Genomic DNA, 15,526 nt, shown 5'->3' with positions numbered 1-15,526 from the left:
TTCTAACAATACTCACAATATTTAGGAGTCATGATGAAACTCAGTCACCGATTTACTCACCTGCCTTTGTGGCTTTGCAGTTTGGCCCTTATTGCCATCACAACCCAAGCCCAAGCTTCGCAGCAGTGCGATGTTGATTTAAATTACGATATCAATATGACCCCACAAAGCCTGACGTTTGATCAGCAAGGCAAAGAGGTCTATCGCATCGATAATGGCCAGCTCATTATCGCTAACAAACCCATAGGTTTGAACTCAAGTCAGCAGGCAAGCCTAGATCAATATGCCACGGCCCTGAGAGAACAAGTGCCGCAAGTTGTGGCCTTAGCCCAAGATGCCGTAGTGCTGGTTGGCGATGCGGTGTCTCAATCCTTAACGCCTTTACTTGGTGAGCAATCGGCTAAGCAGTTTGATGATTTACTGGTGTCTATCAAGGATAAAGCCGATACCCTCGCCAGCAAAAAGGGCGATCATTACCATATTGGCGCCAATGGTGAACAGGTAAATAATGATGTTGAGCAAGTGATTGCCGATGAGATATCTCAGCTAGTGCAGAATGCCATTGGCGGGTTAATGATCTCTATGGGCGGGCAAATTATGACCATGGAAGGTAATAGTTTTGAGGAAAAAATGACGGCTTTCGGTAGCAAAATGGAAGCGGTAGGCCAGCAAATTGAAACGCGGGTACAAGAGAGTGCCAGCCAGTTAGAGCAACGTGCCAAAGACATGTGCCAGCAGTTTGAACACATTAAAACACTGCAACAAGCCTTGTGGCAGCAAGTACCTGAATTAGCCGATGTAACGAAAACGATCAACTAAAAGCTACCTTATCCTTCCTTGGATTTTTCCCGGCCTTTGGCTGGGATTTTTTTTGCCTGTATGCAAAGTTAATATTTGTTATAATACTGAAAATAAAAAACTGAACTCTCAATTCAGTACGATACAAGCATATTTTTAGGGACTGTCGGCAATGGCTAAATCACCTCGTTGAAGTGGTTAAAGATAGTGTCTGATATTAACGATAATCTTGTTTCCCGTTTAAGGCGACTCTCATGTTAGAACTGTTAGAACCCATAGCTATTTTTACCCATGTAGCTCGTGCTGGAAGCTTTAGTGCTGCAGCCCGTCGCTTGGGCATTTCTAAATCCAAGGTCAGTACACAAGTTGCCGATTTGGAACACAAACTTGGTGTGCAGTTAATCCAGAGAACGACCCGTAGTTTGAGCCTAACAGAAGCTGGTCACTTGCTTTATGAGCAAGGAGAAGAGCTATTACGCGATGCAGATCAAGCGGTTGCTAGTGTGCATAATCTAAATGATGCCACTCGTGGCTTACTGAAAGTCGGGATTTCTCAGTCATTTGGTGCTATGCACATTATTCCTGCTCTGCCGGAGTTTATGAGCCGCCATCCTGAACTTGAATTACAAATTACCTTACTCGATCACAAAGTTGATGTGGTGAGTGAAGGGTTAGATTTATTGCTGACCATGTCAGAGCAATTGCCCTTAGGCATGGTAGCGCGCCCTTTAATGAAGTCGCAATTTATGCTGGTGGCCTCCCCAGACTACATTGCCCGTCATAGTCCGCTTGAGCGTCCTGAACAGTTGGTTGAACACAACTGCTTAGTATATCAAGGTGAATGGCATGAACACAGTACGTGGCAATTCCGTAAAGGAGATGACTATTGCGAAATCGGCGTGACCGGTAATTTCCGGGTGGATAATGCCCCAGCACTTAAGTCCGCGGCGATCAGTGGTCTTGGTATTGTTTACCTAGCCAGCTATTTGTTGGAAGGTGAAATTGAAAAAGGTACCTTAGTGCCTATTTTGCGTGATTGGCAATTAACCCATCATTTACCGCTGCAAGCTGTCTACCCAAGACGTAAGCATTTAGCTCCTAAAGTGAGTGCATTTATTGAATTTATTAAAGAGCAAATTGGCACGCCTCCCTATTGGGACCTGCCTTATGCTTCTTTATACGCAGAGCGGAAATAAGCTGTAATTTCAAAAATATAGATTTGGTTGGTAAAAGCTTTGTTACAATTTGCCGCGCCAACTTTGTGGTAATTGGTTAGGTTCAGGTGATGGAATTACGTACAATGGCATTAGCGCACCTTATGGTGGGCTAAGTTTTAAACTGAATACCTATCATTTGATAGGCCATCACCCAACCCATTTTCAGTTTATCCCCGGTTGCCCGGGGATTTTTTTTGCCTAGGACTTTTTGCTTTCTACCCAGTTGTTAACGTTTATTTCTAGTACGTCTAACGGCAGCGGACCGTTTTCTAACAACAAGGTATGGAATTGACGAATATCGAACTCAGTTCCAAGCTGGGCTTTGGCTTGTTCTCTCAGAGCTAATATCTTGTTCATTCCTACTTTGTAAGCCGTGGCTTGGGATGGCATCACAATGTGACGTTCGACCATTTTCACCGCATCGGACTCGGCATTGGGGGTGTTGCTGGTGTAATACTCGATGCCTTGCTCTCGCGTCCACTGTTGGCTGTGGATCCCGGTATCAACCACCAAACGACAGGCGCGCCATAATTCCATTGAAAGGCGACCGAAGTCAGAGTAAGGATCTTGGTAAAGCCCCATTTCTTTCGGGAAATACTCAGTGTATAAGCCCCAGCCTTCGATATAGGCGGTATAGCCACCAAAGCGTCTAAATTTAGGGACGTTTTCCAGCTCTTGTGCAATTGCTATTTGCATATGATGCCCAGGAATGCCTTCATGATAGGCTAAAGCTTCAGCTTGATAGGTTGGCATGGCAGCCATGTCATACAAGTTGGCATAGTAAATCCCTGGACGACTGCCATCGGGCGCGGGTTGGTTGTAGAAGGCTTTACCAGCGGACTTTTCTCTGAAAGGTTCGACCGCTTTAACTATCATGTCGGCTTTCGGCTTGATAAAGAACACTTCATCGAGACGTGATTCCATCGTGTCAATATACGCTTTGGCTTCGGCTAAGTAGGCGGCTTTACCTTCGGCAGTATTCGGGTGATAAAAACGCGGATCATCACGCATAAATACAAAGAATTCGTTTAAGCTACCTTCAAAACCGACTTGCTGCATAATCGCACGCATTTCAGTGTGAATTCGTGCGACTTCATCGAGACCAAGCTGGTGGATCTCTGCCGACGTCATGTCCGTGGTGGTCGTACGTTTTAGAGCATTGGCGTAAAACTCATCGCCTCGTGGAAACTTCCACGTCCCGGCCTTATCATCGGCTTGGGTTTCAAGCTCTGTTAAATAGGCAATTAAGTCCACATAGGCTGGGCCGGTTTGTTCTACTAACGCTTGTTTAGCTTGGGCCAATAATGCTTGGCGCTCGCTGTCAGTGATGTCTAATTTCGCTAGTTTAGTGCTAAAGTCGGCCATTAAGGTCGAGTCTTCACCTGCATCAAATGGCGCGCCCGTGATAATGTTTTTGCTGGCGGCAATGGCATGAGGGAACACAAATTTGGGGGCAATAATGCCGTGTTGAGCCCGCAGTGTAAGGGCTTCTTGCGTCTGCTTGAACAGCTCAGTGATACCTTGCAAACGGCTGATATACGCTTGGGCATCTGCGACGCTGTCGATGGGGTGCTGATTAATCAATAAGGAGGGGACATTGGAATGGATGCCATACATTTGATTAATGGGGTAGCTATAGAGACGCCATTGGTGATCACTAATACTATCTTGTAGAGATTGGCGCAATAGTTGGTAGCTTAATAAGGTTTGCTCATCTAATAATTCAGTATTGATGGCTTGCAATCTGGCCAGTTGATCTTGGGACATTGCCAGCGCCGCTGCATCGGCAGCTTCACCTATTTGATCCCATTTATCATAATCTTGCTTGATGCCTAAATAGCTTTGGGTCATGGGGCTGGCCATGACATTTTCTATAAAGATGGTTTCAAATAAGGCGTTGGCTGCCGCTGAGGCATCCGCTTGAGTTTGGGTAGTGCTTACTAGCGGCGTGCTGGCCTGATTGTGCGGCGATTGGCTACAGCCAGAAATGGCAAGTCCTAAGCTGACGGCTAAGGCAAGAGTAATTGCATTGGTTTTCATTACGTCCCTTAATGGTTATCGCTTTTTAAATTGACTCCTATGCTAATCAACTGGCGGTTAAATTCCATTAATAATTGTTAAAACATGTGTCTGCTTGCTGCTTGTTTGTGTGATCTCGGCGCTAACAACCTTGTGAGCTGTTAGTGCCAGCGCCCTTTAGGACTCCATCGTTATCGAGGCTTAATCACAGAATTGTGATAACAGATCATTGACAAACATTTGGCCTCGCTCAGTTAATTGCCAAGCATCCCCTAAATCAGTGACTAAACCGCGCTCAGCGCCTTTAGTCATACCGTTAATCAAGAGGTCGCTCGACAAGCCAGTGCGTTGTTCAAATTCCAATTTTGGCATAGGACTAAGTAAGCGCAGTCGATTCATCAAATATTCCAGAGGCCGATCTTCCGGCGCCACATCGGTGACTTCATATCTGACATCGAGTGCGGCTAAATAACCCTTGGGGTGTTTTATTTTGACCGTGCGGAAAATACGATCCTCTGCGGGGACAGTGATCTTGCCATGACTGCCACAACCGATACCGATATAGTCACCAAACTGCCAATAATTGAGGTTATGTTGGCACTGATAACCCGGCTTAGCATAAGCAGAGATCTCATATTGAACATAGCCAAGCTGGCTCAGCAGCTGATTGCCTTGTTGATATATCTGCCACAACGCTTCATCATCTGGCAGCGTTGGCGGCTTAGAATAGAATAGAGTATTGGGTTCAATCGTCAGTTGATACCAAGATAAATGCGGCGGCATCAGTTCGCCGGCTTGGCGAATATCCGCCAGCGCTTGCGTTAAGCTCTGATTAGGCAAGCCATGCATCAAGTCGAGATTAAAACTATTAAAACCCGCCGCGGTCGCTGATTGTGCGGCAGCGATGGCTTCATCTTTACCATGGATCCGGCCTAATGCCTTGAGTTTATCACCATCAAAGCTCTGAACTCCCATTGATAAACGAGTTATCCCCGCTGCGCGGTAGGCTTTGAGATCATCATGCTCTAAAGTACCAGGGTTGGCCTCCATGGTGACTTCAATCCCGCAGTCAAAAGGCACTCTCGCCTCGACCCCAGCCAGTAACCGTCCTATTTGCTCGGCACTAAATAAGGATGGCGTCCCACCACCAATAAAAATACTGCGCAAGGCACGACCTTGAACATAACCAAGATCAGCATCGAGATCAGCCAATAAGGCATCGACATATTCTTGCTGGGGTAACTGCCCATGTTGCCCATGAGAATTAAAGTCGCAATAGGGGCATTTCTGCACGCACCATGGGATATGAATATAGAGGCTGAGCGGCGGTAAGGTTAGCATCAAACAATACCTTTCTCTTGCATGGCACTAATCAGTAGTTGCAAGGCTTTGCCACGATGGCTTAAACGGTTTTTCTCGTGAGCATCAATTTGGGCAGCGCTCAAATCTTGGGTTTCATTGGGGATGAAAATAGGGTCATAGCCGTGACCATTTTCGCCTTGGCGTTGGTGACTAACCACGCCTTCCCAACTGGCCTGACAAATAATCGGAGTGGGATCCTTATGATGGCGCATATACACCAAAACACACTGAAAACGGGCAGTGCGTTGGGGGATGGCTTGCATGGTGGTCAGTAATTTACTGACATTATCGTTATCACTGGCATTATCGCCGGCGTAACGAGCAGAATAAATGCCCGGTGCACCATCGAGAGCATCGACTTCGAGTCCTGAGTCATCGGCAATGGTGGCATGACCTGTGATTGCTGCGGCATGACGGGCTTTGATGATGGCATTTTCAACAAACGTGGTGCCGGTTTCGGCAACCTCACTGACCGAAAATTGGCTTTGTGGCAGCATGTCCACACCTAATGGCGCGAGTAGTTGCGCAAATTCGGCTAATTTACCTTGGTTTCCACTGGCTAATACTATGTGTTTCATGGGGGTTCCTTGCAGAGCTCATTGGCCGACATCATACGCATCAGCAACAGCCCTAGCAAGGTGGACCGTGAGGCGGGGGCGTGAGGGATTAATCGGTATAAAAATGTTGCTTAAACTTCACCACGGTATTTAACTCTTTGCCATACTTGACGGCAATTTGAAAGTTGATCACCTGATTGTCTCTAAAGGGGACTTCGGCCAAATAGTAAATTGAATCGCCCTCTTTAACTTGGCGAAACTTCAGGGTCATACGGGCATCGAGTAAATTATTAGCGATACCGCTAATCTCGACGGGAACCGCCGTAGGCGTTGCTTGTCGGGTATCCATCACCGAGATATTCACCACCCCATTGAAGCGGCTGCGCTCAATATCATTAGCTTTGGCGATGGCCGGGGTTAAAAATGTGCTGTTGAAGGCTGAATAGTGAATGTCGAAATTGCCGACGGTTTGTTGTTGGGCGGCGTAGGCTGGCACTGCCAATAACCAAGCGAATACAATCAATATCGATAAACGAGATAGGGTATATGACATGAAAATACCTAGTGATGGGTAACAGAACGTCACCTAAATTGATGGCGTTAATTATAAGAGCCTCACCGAAATGAGGCTAGGTATTTTCAATGATTTTTTAACCTTTTAGCAAAAGTTCGGCAACCTGTGGCGGGATAATGCTTGGCTGGTGGATTAGCACCTGTTTATGCCGCCCTAAATGCCCCTTAATAATATCAATTTCTCCTTTAGCGACTTTAAAGCTTTTGGCAAGAAATTTAGTTAAGTGGGCATTGGCTTTGCCATCAATCGGCGGGGCGGTAATGGCAATTTTAACTTCATCACCATGCTGTCCAACCCACTGATCACGACTGGCTTTCGGCTGGATATACACCCTGAGTAGCAGATCTTGTTGTTGCCAACATACTGGGGTGAGCACCGTTTATACCACTGCCCAAAATGGGATGTATTGAGCTAATAGGATATTGATAAAGTTTAAGCCAATGATCAGCACCATCACCGACAAATCCAGTCCGCCAATCGGCGGAATAATACGACGGATTGGGCTTAAGATAGGGTCGGTTAGTTGACTGAAGACTTGAATAATGGGGTTATAGCCTTGTTGGAACCAGCTTAAAATGGCGCGGATAAGCAGCATCCAGAACAAGAGCACGCCCGCTTGTTTTACTACAGACACCAAGGCATAGATAAACATGGTCACGGGATCCATGCTAGCACCTGCGATGACGCTTAATAAGGCTACTTTTAGCATCACTACCGCAATAGCCAGCAGTAACGAGGCGGTATCAAGTGCGCCAATGGATGGAATGACTCGGCGTAATGGTGCCACAATCGGTTGGGTTGCTTTGACCACAAACTGGCTGAAAGGATTGTAGAAGTCAGCTTTAGCCAGTTGCAGCCAAATGCGTAAAATAACCACCATCAAATAGAGATCAAACAGGGTACTAATTAAAAAAGTCATTGCATTCATTAGCGTGTATTACCTTGTGAAAATAAGATTGTATCGTGGGTTAAATTAAAATGTTTGCGCCATTTCTTGAGCACGCTTGATGGCATTGTTCATAGCATCATCCACTAGACGACGCAGCCCACCTTGCTCAAATGTGACAATGGCTTCATGGGTAGTACCGCCCTTAGAGGTGACGTTTTGGCGTAATTGACTGACCGAGATCTCAGGGTTGTTTTCCAGCATGGCCGCGCTACCCAGTGCCGCTTGTTGGGCTAACACTCTTGCTTGTTCGGCGTCCATTCCCAATTGGGTTGCAGATTCGATCATAGCTTCAATAAACAAGAAAAAGTACGCAGGCGAGCTGCCTGCCAAGGCAATGACTAAGTTAAGATCATCTTCTTTATTGACCCACATGATCTTACCTATGCTGCTGAGTAACGCTTGGCATAGCGCAGCTTGTTGCTCATTCACGCTCGATGTGGCAAACAGGCCAGTCATCCCAAGGCCTAACTGACTTGGGGTATTAGGCATGGCACGAACGAGCGCCAGTGGTTGCTGGAAATAATCTTGGTATCTGGCACTGGTGATCCCAGCGGCGATGGTAATCACCAGCTTGTTTGATAAGTCAATCGCGGCGAGTTCGGCACAAACTTGCGCCATGATTTGCGGCTTAACGCTCAGCACTATCACGTCGCTGGCTGTTGCAGAGGCAAGGTTATCGCTACTGATATTTACACCAAAATCTTGAGCTAGGGCCTCGAGTTTCGGGCGGCTCGGATTGGTGGTGATGATGGCTTTTGGATCATGACCATTGGCAATTAAACCACTGACGATACTGCGAGTCATATTCCCAGCGCCAATAAAACAAATCTTGCTATCAGACATTCGTTATCCTTGTTTTCGACCAGCGTGCTAGCCGGTGTTATTCGTGTCCAGCTTGTCTCTTAGTATTTGGGTTCTGCCCTTGAAAAACAAGGGGGAAATACCAGCGGCATTGGTTAAATCGAGTCTGAATAATGCCGTTCACCAAAAATCGCGCTGCCAATACGTACTAAGGTACTGCCGTTGGCAATGGCCGCATCCAAATCACCACTCATGCCCATAGATAAGGTATCTAAGTGGGGGTAGCTTGATTTTAACTCGGCAAATGCTTGGTTTAAGGTGCTAAATTCATGTTGCTGTAAAGCCACATCGGCGCTGGTAGACCCGATGGCCATCAGACCACGTAAGCGTAACCTGGGCATCTTGTGGATGGCGTTCGCTAGGGGCAAAATATCATGGATATCAATGCCTGATTTAGTCTCTTCAGCGCTGATATTCACTTGAATACAGACATTTAATGGCGCCATTTCGCTGGGACGATAGTCGTTTAAGCGCTGGGCGATTTTTTCGCGGCTTAAGGTATGCATCCAATCGAAGTGGCTGGCCACTAAGCGGCTCTTATTAGATTGTAATGGTCCAATGAAATGCCATTCTATTTCTGGGTATTGAGTCGACAGGGTGGTGATTTTATCGACGCCTTCTTGGACATAGTTTTCACCAAATTGGCGTTGGCCAGCCTCATAGGCAGTGATGATGTCGGCTATCGGCTTGGTTTTACTGACTGCCAACAGTCTGATTTCACTGCTGTTACGGCCAGTTAATTGCGCCGCATTTATTATCCTTTGCTGGGCGATTGCCAGTCTGTCTGCTATTGTTGTCATGATGTAATAACTTGTTTGAAGGGATATCCCGTATTATGGAAATTACCGAATTACTGGCATTTAGTGTAAAGCATAACGCCTCAGATCTGCACTTATCATCAGGTGTACCCCCCATGATCCGTGTCGATGGCGAAGTAAGGAAACTCAATGTCCCCGCGCTAGATCATCAAGGTGTGCATTCGTTAGTGTACGACATTATGAATGACAAGCAGCGCAAAGACTATGAAGAGCACCTAGAAATAGACTTTTCATTTGAAGTGCCTAACTTAGCCCGTTTCAGGGTCAATGCCTTTAATCAATCCCGCGGGGCGGCGGCAGTCTTTCGTACTATTCCCAGCGACATTTTGTCTTTAGAGCAATTAGGCGCGCCGGAAATTTTCAAAAAGATTTCGAGCTTTCCACGCGGATTAGTGTTGGTCACAGGCCCGACGGGCTCGGGTAAGAGTACAACATTGGCCGCCATGGTCGATTATATTAATGAAAATCGCCATGACCATATTTTGACCATTGAAGACCCGATTGAATTCGTTCATCCAAACAAACAATGTTTGATTAACCAGCGGGAAGTGCATCGTCATACTCATAGCTTTAATGCGGCGTTACGTTCGGCATTACGTGAAGATCCCGATGTCATTTTGGTGGGGGAAATGCGTGATTTAGAAACCATCCGCTTAGCAATGACTGCAGCTGAAACCGGTCACTTGGTGTTTGGCACCTTGCATACCACCTCGGCGGCTAAGACCATTGACCGTGTGGTCGATGTTTTCCCCGCGGGCGAGAAAGACATGGTGAGAACCATGTTGTCAGAATCGTTGCAGGCCGTTATTTCACAAACCTTGATTAAGAAGGTCGGTGGCGGCCGAGTCGCTGCTCATGAAATTATGATGGGGACACCGGCAATTCGTAACTTAATCCGTGAAGATAAAGTGGCACAAATGTACTCAGCTATTCAAACGGGGATGGCCCATGGCATGCAAACTCTGGAGCAATGTTTACAGAATTTGGTCAACCGCGGCCTGATCACCCGTGAAGATGCCATGAGCAAGAGTTCGAATAAACAGACAAGCTTCTAAGGAGTCAACACATGGATGTCACCCCATTTTTGAAAACCATGGTTGAGCGCAAAGCTTCGGATCTGTTTGTGACTGCAGGCTTTCCACCGAGCGCTAAAATCGACGGTGAATTGCAACAGCTTGGCGAAAACCGACTCACTCCCGCGCAATCTTTGAGTTTTGTTGAGGCCTTGATGACGGATGCGCAAAAGCAGGAGTTTCATTCGAGCAGAGAATGTAACTTTGCTTTTGCTGTAAAAGAGTTGGGGCGTTTTCGTGTTAGCGCTTTTTGGCAGCGTGAGTCGGCTGGGTGTGTGATGCGTCGTATTGAAACCACTATCCCTGATGTCGATGATCTTAGGTTGCCTCCGGTACTTAAAGATTTAGTCATGAGTAAGCGCGGACTGATCATTATGGTTGGTGGTACGGGTACCGGTAAATCGACGTCTCTTGCGGCTTTAGTCGGTTATCGCAACGCCAATGCTCGCGGCCATATTTTAACCATAGAAGATCCGGTGGAGTTCGTCCATGACCATAGGTTGAGCATAGTCACGCAACGAGAAGTTGGGATTGATACCGACTCGTTTGATTCGGCGCTCAAAAGTTCGTTGCGTCAAGCGCCCGATGTGATTTTAATCGGTGAAATTCGGACTCAAGAAACCATGGAGTTCGCCTTATCTTTTGCTGAAACCGGTCACTTATGCATGGCCACCTTGCATGCGAACAACGCTAACCAAGCGCTCGATCGGATCATGCATTTAGTGCCTGAGAATAAGCATCAGCAGCTCTTGTTCGATTTATCGCTGAATTTACGTGGCATTGTGGCGCAACAATTGGTCCCTAGAGTCGATGGCTGTGGTCGGCGAGCCGCGATTGAAATCTTAATTAACACCCCAAGGATTTCTTCTCTGATCCAAAAGAATGAACTGCATCTGATGAAAGAAACCATGAGCAAGTCTAACGAACAAGGCATGCAGACTTTCGACCAGGCGTTATATCTCTTATATCAGGAAGGTGAAATTAGCTATGCCGATGCGCTGCATTATGCCGACTCACCCAATGATTTGCGGTTAATGTTAAAACTCAAAGGCAAAGACTCGCAAGGCTCAGGTCCTGGATTAATGGATAATGTGACTTTAGATTTGGGTTAATGACCTCTCAGCGCGTAAGCGATAAAAACTGCTGTGTTATCAGCAGTTTTTTTTTGGATTTTTGAACAATATTGGTCTGAACAACGTATTATCACAGCAAGCGACTCATAAAGGGGAATAGGATGTCATTGCTCACTCAATCAAAAACCAGCTTGCAGGCCTTGGTATTACTGGCAGTATCGCCAATGGTCAACGCCAGTGAATGTGCGGATTATTTGGATGTAAAAGTAAAAAAGTTGCACTCTGGACAACAACTTGATTTGTGCGAGATCACGCAAGGAAAACCGGTATTGTTGGTAAATACTGCCAGTAATTGTGGTTTCACCCCGCAATTTGAACAGTTAGAGGCGCTGCATCAAACCTATAAAGATAAAGGATTAGTCGTCATAGGTTTTCCTTCTGATGATTTCTTTCAAGAAGAAGATAAGGAAGCCGACACTGCCGAGGTGTGTTATATCAATTACGGGGTGACTTTCACCATGTTGGCGCCATCGAGTGTGCGTGGCAGTGATGCTAATCCGGTATTCAGCTATTTAGCTGATAAAAGTGCATCACCAAAATGGAATTTTTACAAATACTTAGTGAGTGGCGATGGCGAAACCGTTATCCAGTTCAACTCTCGGGTAAAACCTGATAGTGAAGAGCTTACTCAGGCCATTAATTCTATGCTTTAATAGCGGCCATTGTTGGCATTAAAATTATAAAGAGGCTGTTTTGGCTAACTATTCTGGACTCTCAAAAGACATCGGTCATCAGGCAAGAAATAAAACCGGAGTACTTTTAGTCAATCTCGGAACGCCAGACGCACCGACCACTAAGGCGGTGCGTGAATACTTGGCTGAATTCCTATCAGATCCACGAGTGATTGAAATTCCAAAGTTAATTTGGAAAGCTATCCTCCATGGCATTATCCTGCGGACGCGCCCGGCAAAGTCGGCAGCTAACTATCAGTTGGTGTGGACCGAAGCTGGCTCACCCTTGATGGATATCAGTGTGCGCCAGCGGGCGAAACTGGCGAAAGTGTTAGAGAAAGATGATGCGAGTGTTCACCTCGCGATGCGTTATGGTAACCCTTCGATTGCGAGCGTGATGCAAGAGATGCATAGCCAGGGGATCGATAAAATGGTGGTGTTGCCGCTGTATCCGCAATACGCAGCGCCTACCACAGCGACAGTCTTTGATGCGATAGCCGCTGAGCTCAAAACCTGGCGCTACATCCCGTCATTGCACTTCATTCATACTTATCACGATAACCCCGATTTTATCACGGCATTGTGTGATTCTATCGGCCGTGATTTCAATGCCCATGGTAAACCGCAAAAGTTGGTATTGTCTTACCATGGCATGCCGAAGCGGAATTTGGAACTTGGCGATCCCTATTATTGTTTTTGCATGAAAACCAGCCGCTTGGTAGCCGAGAAATTAGCGATGGATCCCGCGGACATTCTCACCACGTTTCAGTCGCGTTTTGGCAAAGCCACTTGGCTACAGCCGTATACCGATGCCACCATGGCCGCTTTGCCTAGCCAAGGGATTACTGATATCGCGGTGGCATGCCCAGCGTTTAGTGCCGATTGCTTAGAGACACTTGAAGAAATTGACGGTGAAAACCGTGAAATCTTTGAACATGCTGGCGGCAAGAGTTTCCGTTATATCCCGTGTTTAAATGATGATGATTTACACATAGATATGATGGCAAATCTGGTCAAGCCTTACCTCTAACGGCAAACAATGAGCCAGATGCCGTTAGGCGCTGGCTCAATATTGATTGTCAAAATAGCTTTCAATAATTAATACCGCAGAAACTGCATCAATTTGATCTTTCGTTAATGCTTTATAGCCACCAAACTCGAACAGTCGCGCCTTGGCGTCGGCGGTTGTTAAGCGCTCATCTTGGGTGTCGACCTTGACTCCGAATCGTCCACTGATCCGATTGGCAAACTTGCGAGCTCGCTGGGTCATTTCTTGTTCGCTACCATCCATATTCAATGGTAAACCGACAACCACTAAATCCGGTTGCCACTCCTTGATGATGCGGCCAATATGGTCCCAATCAGGAATACCATCGCAAGCTTTAAGGGATAATAACGGCCGGGCCGTTCCTGTGACTTGCTGACCAATGGCAACACCAATACTTTTGGTGCCAAAATCAAAACCTAAAATTGTTTGTGTCATGATGTACTTCTTTCATTAGCTGGGCGCTTGGGGTTTGCGCTTTGCTGGGAGTGGTTATGCGTGACCGGTCTGACTCGACATTTGCCAAACATCAAATCCCAGTGATTGCATGGCGATTTGCCACCTATCTTGATGTTCTGTGGTAAACAATAGCTCTGGGGTTGCCGCTACAGTCAACCAAGCATTATCGGCCAGTTCTTGTTCCAATTGGTCCTTCGCCCAGCCGGCATAGCCTAACGCGACTAAGTAGTTGGCTGGGGCTTTATCGCTGCCAAGTGATGCCAAGATGTCTCGAGAGGTTGTGAGCATTAACTCCTCATTCAGTGACTGGCTGGTGGTCCAAAATGGTTGTGGACTATGAAGTACAAAACCACGATCTGGCGTGACCGGACCGCCAATCAATACTTGATTCTTGGGGATGTCGGCAAAGGTGGGCGATGGGTCCGTAAGCTCCATTTGTTCGAGCAATGCGCCAATATCGATCCCCGCCGGCCGATTGATAATAATCCCCATGGCACCAGTATGGTCATGCTCGCAAATATAAATCAGGCTGCGCTTAAAGATACTGTCATTAAGCGTGGGCATTGCGATTAAGAGTTGGTTTTGAAGACTTAGCATGCTTTTCCCTGGGTGATGAGGTGATTCGGTTTATCCGCCTGCTAATTTGACAGTATAGTTTTGTTTTTCTAATAAGGTCTTAAGCAGCTCGCGATTGTCGGTTTGCACTTCAATGCAGAAGTCTTTGACCGTACCACCACAACCACATTGTTTTTTTAGGGTTTTGGCTAAGGATTCTAATGCCTTTTCATCGAGCATTAATCCTTTAATAATACTGACACCTTTGCCTTTTCTGCCCTTAGTATCACGATGGATCCTGACGATGCCGTCACCTGTTGGTGGCGTCTTCACTTCTGGCTCGGCAGTGATTTTGCCTTTATCTGTGCTATAAACCAACAATACATTGGGATCAATACGCATAATAAGCTTACCTAGCGACTAAATGGAAAGTGATGTTACCAAAATCTCAGCCTAAACGGGAGCCCAGAGTGAGGCCGGACTTAAGGTTATTAACGTGTTGAAAAAGCGTCAGTTCAATAATAATTAATTGAACTATTTCCTCTAAATACTGGATCTAAGATCTATTACAACCTAATCTGTGTGGATTAATTAGCTGCGTTCAAACCACTAATTTTCGGGATTATTCTGCATTGTCAGATGAGTCCCCGATGCTAGGCGGCAAGATGGATTTTTTGGAGGAGGTTGGAAATATGCAAAAATTATTGATGGCAGTAATGGTGTTAGCACTGAGCGCTTGTAGCAGTGTCCAAACGAGTTGGGATTATAATCCAGAGGTGAATTTTTCTGGGTTTACTACGTATGCATGGGTGACTCAGTCCGGTGATGAGTCGCAGTATCATCTCGATGGCTTAATGGATGAGCGCGTCCGTTCAGCAATAAATAACGATTTAGCTGCTAAAGGTCTGACTCAAACCAGTCAACCCGAAGCGCAGTTACTGGTGAACTACCTGACAAAGGTTGATACCAAGGTCGATGTTGATACCTTTACTAACTACTATGGTTACAATCCTTATTATTCTTATTATGGTCCGGGTTGGGGCTGGGGTAATCCTTGGGGGCCTGGCAGTGCCTCAACTCAAACTCAAGTCCGTGAGTATGATGTCGGTACCCTAATTGTGGATATTGTTGATAAGGCCACTGGCAAATTAATCTGGCGTGGCTCCTTGTCCAATATCATTCGTGATAAAGACACTCCGCAAGAGCGTACTCAGTTTATCAATGAGGCCGTCAATAAAATTTTAGCCAATTATCCCCCTAAAGCAGGCTCATAACCTGCAATGTTGATTGGATAAAACAGCGGCCATTGCCTAATGCCGATCAGTTAAGACAGATCGCTTGACGATCTCACTGAAAGGATCAAAATCCGATGACCCCTTGTCATCGGATTTTTTTATGCAACTTTCAGAAGCTTTGGCGCGTACTCATATCAATC

The 15,526-nt window shown here is 46.3% G+C and carries 18 protein-coding genes; 7 read left to right on the top strand and 11 right to left on the bottom strand.

The window, feature by feature from the left end; all coding sequences use genetic code 11:
• Window positions 1–30: 30 nt before the first annotated feature.
• Both KU855_RS13335 and KU855_RS13330 read left to right on the top strand, forming a co-directional pair.
• Window positions 31–819 carry a DUF2884 family protein gene (locus KU855_RS13335; protein WP_218530771.1) on the top strand — a complete coding sequence of 263 codons (789 nt, stop codon included), beginning with the start codon at window positions 31–33 and terminating at the stop codon, window positions 817–819.
• Window positions 820–1,052: 233 nt separating this feature from the next.
• Window positions 1,053–1,994, top strand: a complete 942-nt coding sequence (locus KU855_RS13330; RefSeq protein WP_218530770.1) for a LysR family transcriptional regulator — start codon at window positions 1,053–1,055, stop codon at window positions 1,992–1,994.
• 219 nt (window positions 1,995–2,213) lie between these two features.
• On the opposite strand, the gene KU855_RS13325 is transcribed toward KU855_RS13330, so the two are convergent.
• The 8 genes from KU855_RS13325 to KU855_RS13290 form a co-directional block, all read right to left on the bottom strand.
• Entirely contained in the window at window positions 2,214–4,055 is a 1,842-nt protein-coding gene (locus KU855_RS13325; RefSeq protein WP_218530769.1) for a DUF885 family protein, read from the bottom strand.
• Between the two features lie 180 nt (window positions 4,056–4,235).
• Window positions 4,236–5,375, bottom strand: a complete 1,140-nt coding sequence (gene hemW, locus KU855_RS13320) for a radical SAM family heme chaperone HemW (RefSeq protein WP_218530768.1) — start codon at window positions 5,373–5,375, stop codon at window positions 4,236–4,238.
• Complete coding sequence (rdgB, locus tag KU855_RS13315) at window positions 5,375–5,974, bottom strand: RdgB/HAM1 family non-canonical purine NTP pyrophosphatase (protein ID WP_218530767.1); 600 nt, start codon at window positions 5,972–5,974, stop codon at window positions 5,375–5,377. The genes hemW and rdgB overlap by 1 nt, the downstream gene beginning before the upstream one ends.
• Window positions 5,975–6,062: 88 nt before the next feature.
• Window positions 6,063–6,506 carry a DUF4426 domain-containing protein gene (locus tag KU855_RS13310; protein ID WP_218530766.1) on the bottom strand — a complete coding sequence of 148 codons (444 nt, stop codon included), beginning with the start codon at window positions 6,504–6,506 and terminating at the stop codon, window positions 6,063–6,065.
• Window positions 6,507–6,603: 97 nt separating this feature from the next.
• On the bottom strand, window positions 6,604–6,903 hold the full coding sequence (gene yggU / locus KU855_RS13305) for a DUF167 family protein YggU (RefSeq protein WP_218530765.1): 300 nt from the start codon (window positions 6,901–6,903) through the stop codon (window positions 6,604–6,606).
• Window positions 6,904–6,906: 3 nt separating this feature from the next.
• Window positions 6,907–7,455 carry a YggT family protein gene (locus tag KU855_RS13300; protein ID WP_218530764.1) on the bottom strand — a complete coding sequence of 183 codons (549 nt, stop codon included), beginning with the start codon at window positions 7,453–7,455 and terminating at the stop codon, window positions 6,907–6,909.
• Window positions 7,456–7,500: 45 nt separating this feature from the next.
• Window positions 7,501–8,319 (bottom strand): pyrroline-5-carboxylate reductase, encoded by an 819-nt coding sequence (gene proC / locus KU855_RS13295; protein ID WP_218530763.1) that lies wholly within the window; start codon window positions 8,317–8,319, stop codon window positions 7,501–7,503.
• 113 nt (window positions 8,320–8,432) lie between these two features.
• Window positions 8,433–9,137, bottom strand: coding sequence for a YggS family pyridoxal phosphate-dependent enzyme (locus tag KU855_RS13290; RefSeq protein WP_218530762.1), 705 nt, complete (start codon window positions 9,135–9,137; stop codon window positions 8,433–8,435).
• A gap of 35 nt (window positions 9,138–9,172) precedes the next feature.
• On the opposite strand from KU855_RS13290, the gene KU855_RS13285 reads away from it, so the two are divergent.
• The 4 genes from KU855_RS13285 to hemH all read left to right on the top strand — a co-directional run bounded on the left by KU855_RS13285 (window position 9,173) and on the right by hemH (window position 13,062).
• Window positions 9,173–10,210 (top strand): type IV pilus twitching motility protein PilT, encoded by a 1,038-nt coding sequence (locus tag KU855_RS13285; protein ID WP_218530761.1) that lies wholly within the window; start codon window positions 9,173–9,175, stop codon window positions 10,208–10,210.
• 11 nt (window positions 10,211–10,221) lie between these two features.
• Window positions 10,222–11,340: a PilT/PilU family type 4a pilus ATPase gene (locus tag KU855_RS13280; RefSeq protein WP_218530760.1), complete on the top strand. Its 1,119-nt coding sequence runs from the start codon at window positions 10,222–10,224 to the stop codon at window positions 11,338–11,340.
• 185 nt (window positions 11,341–11,525) lie between these two features.
• Window positions 11,526–12,014, top strand: a complete 489-nt coding sequence (locus KU855_RS13275) for a glutathione peroxidase (RefSeq protein ID WP_256261027.1) — start codon at window positions 11,526–11,528, stop codon at window positions 12,012–12,014.
• Between the two features lie 40 nt (window positions 12,015–12,054).
• Complete coding sequence (gene hemH, locus KU855_RS13270; RefSeq protein WP_218530758.1) at window positions 12,055–13,062, top strand: ferrochelatase; 1,008 nt, start codon at window positions 12,055–12,057, stop codon at window positions 13,060–13,062.
• A gap of 36 nt (window positions 13,063–13,098) precedes the next feature.
• Here hemH and ruvX read toward each other — a convergent pair whose 3' ends face one another.
• From ruvX to yciH, 3 genes are read right to left on the bottom strand one after another with little or no spacing between them, the layout of a single operon-like run.
• Window positions 13,099–13,515, bottom strand: a complete 417-nt coding sequence (gene ruvX / locus KU855_RS13265) for a Holliday junction resolvase RuvX (protein ID WP_256261026.1) — start codon at window positions 13,513–13,515, stop codon at window positions 13,099–13,101.
• Between the two features lie 54 nt (window positions 13,516–13,569).
• Window positions 13,570–14,133: a YqgE/AlgH family protein gene (locus tag KU855_RS13260; protein ID WP_218530757.1), complete on the bottom strand. Its 564-nt coding sequence runs from the start codon at window positions 14,131–14,133 to the stop codon at window positions 13,570–13,572.
• A gap of 30 nt (window positions 14,134–14,163) precedes the next feature.
• Window positions 14,164–14,493 carry a stress response translation initiation inhibitor YciH gene (gene yciH, locus KU855_RS13255; protein ID WP_218530756.1) on the bottom strand — a complete coding sequence of 110 codons (330 nt, stop codon included), beginning with the start codon at window positions 14,491–14,493 and terminating at the stop codon, window positions 14,164–14,166.
• Window positions 14,494–14,783: 290 nt separating this feature from the next.
• Here yciH and KU855_RS13250 point away from each other — a divergent pair, with 290 nt between their 5' ends.
• The gene (locus tag KU855_RS13250) at window positions 14,784–15,365 is read left to right on the top strand and encodes a DUF4136 domain-containing protein (protein WP_218530755.1); all 582 of its coding nucleotides are present in this window, start codon (window positions 14,784–14,786) and stop codon (window positions 15,363–15,365) included.
• Window positions 15,366–15,526 lie beyond the last annotated feature (161 nt).

Source organism: Shewanella sp. NIFS-20-20 (assembly GCF_019209865.1).
In the GTDB taxonomy this organism is placed as follows: Bacteria; Pseudomonadota; Gammaproteobacteria; order Enterobacterales; family Shewanellaceae; genus Shewanella.
This window is presented reverse-complemented; position numbering and strand designations above follow the sequence as displayed.

What these genes read in the sequence shown, in the direction of transcription:
- hemW (WP_218530768.1), bottom strand. Translation starts at nt 5,375, where the DNA reads ATGCTAACCTTACCGCCGCTCAGCCTCTATATTCATATCCCATGGTGC.
- KU855_RS13285 (WP_218530761.1), top strand. Translation starts at nt 9,173, where the DNA reads ATGGAAATTACCGAATTACTGGCATTTAGTGTAAAGCATAACGCCTCA.
- KU855_RS13310 (WP_218530766.1), bottom strand. Translation starts at nt 6,506, where the DNA reads ATGTCATATACCCTATCTCGTTTATCGATATTGATTGTATTCGCTTGG.
- rdgB (WP_218530767.1), bottom strand. Translation starts at nt 5,974, where the DNA reads ATGAAACACATAGTATTAGCCAGTGGAAACCAAGGTAAATTAGCCGAA.
- KU855_RS13330 (WP_218530770.1), top strand. Translation starts at nt 1,053, where the DNA reads ATGTTAGAACTGTTAGAACCCATAGCTATTTTTACCCATGTAGCTCGT.
- KU855_RS13275 (WP_256261027.1), top strand. Translation starts at nt 11,526, where the DNA reads ATGGTCAACGCCAGTGAATGTGCGGATTATTTGGATGTAAAAGTAAAA.
- yciH (WP_218530756.1), bottom strand. Translation starts at nt 14,493, where the DNA reads ATGCGTATTGATCCCAATGTATTGTTGGTTTATAGCACAGATAAAGGC.
- proC (WP_218530763.1), bottom strand. Translation starts at nt 8,319, where the DNA reads ATGTCTGATAGCAAGATTTGTTTTATTGGCGCTGGGAATATGACTCGC.
- KU855_RS13250 (WP_218530755.1), top strand. Translation starts at nt 14,784, where the DNA reads ATGCAAAAATTATTGATGGCAGTAATGGTGTTAGCACTGAGCGCTTGT.
- KU855_RS13280 (WP_218530760.1), top strand. Translation starts at nt 10,222, where the DNA reads ATGGATGTCACCCCATTTTTGAAAACCATGGTTGAGCGCAAAGCTTCG.
- KU855_RS13300 (WP_218530764.1), bottom strand. Translation starts at nt 7,455, where the DNA reads ATGAATGCAATGACTTTTTTAATTAGTACCCTGTTTGATCTCTATTTG.
- KU855_RS13260 (WP_218530757.1), bottom strand. Translation starts at nt 14,133, where the DNA reads ATGCTAAGTCTTCAAAACCAACTCTTAATCGCAATGCCCACGCTTAAT.
- ruvX (WP_256261026.1), bottom strand. Translation starts at nt 13,515, where the DNA reads ATGACACAAACAATTTTAGGTTTTGATTTTGGCACCAAAAGTATTGGT.
- KU855_RS13325 (WP_218530769.1), bottom strand. Translation starts at nt 4,055, where the DNA reads ATGAAAACCAATGCAATTACTCTTGCCTTAGCCGTCAGCTTAGGACTT.
- KU855_RS13335 (WP_218530771.1), top strand. Translation starts at nt 31, where the DNA reads ATGATGAAACTCAGTCACCGATTTACTCACCTGCCTTTGTGGCTTTGC.
- KU855_RS13290 (WP_218530762.1), bottom strand. Translation starts at nt 9,137, where the DNA reads ATGACAACAATAGCAGACAGACTGGCAATCGCCCAGCAAAGGATAATA.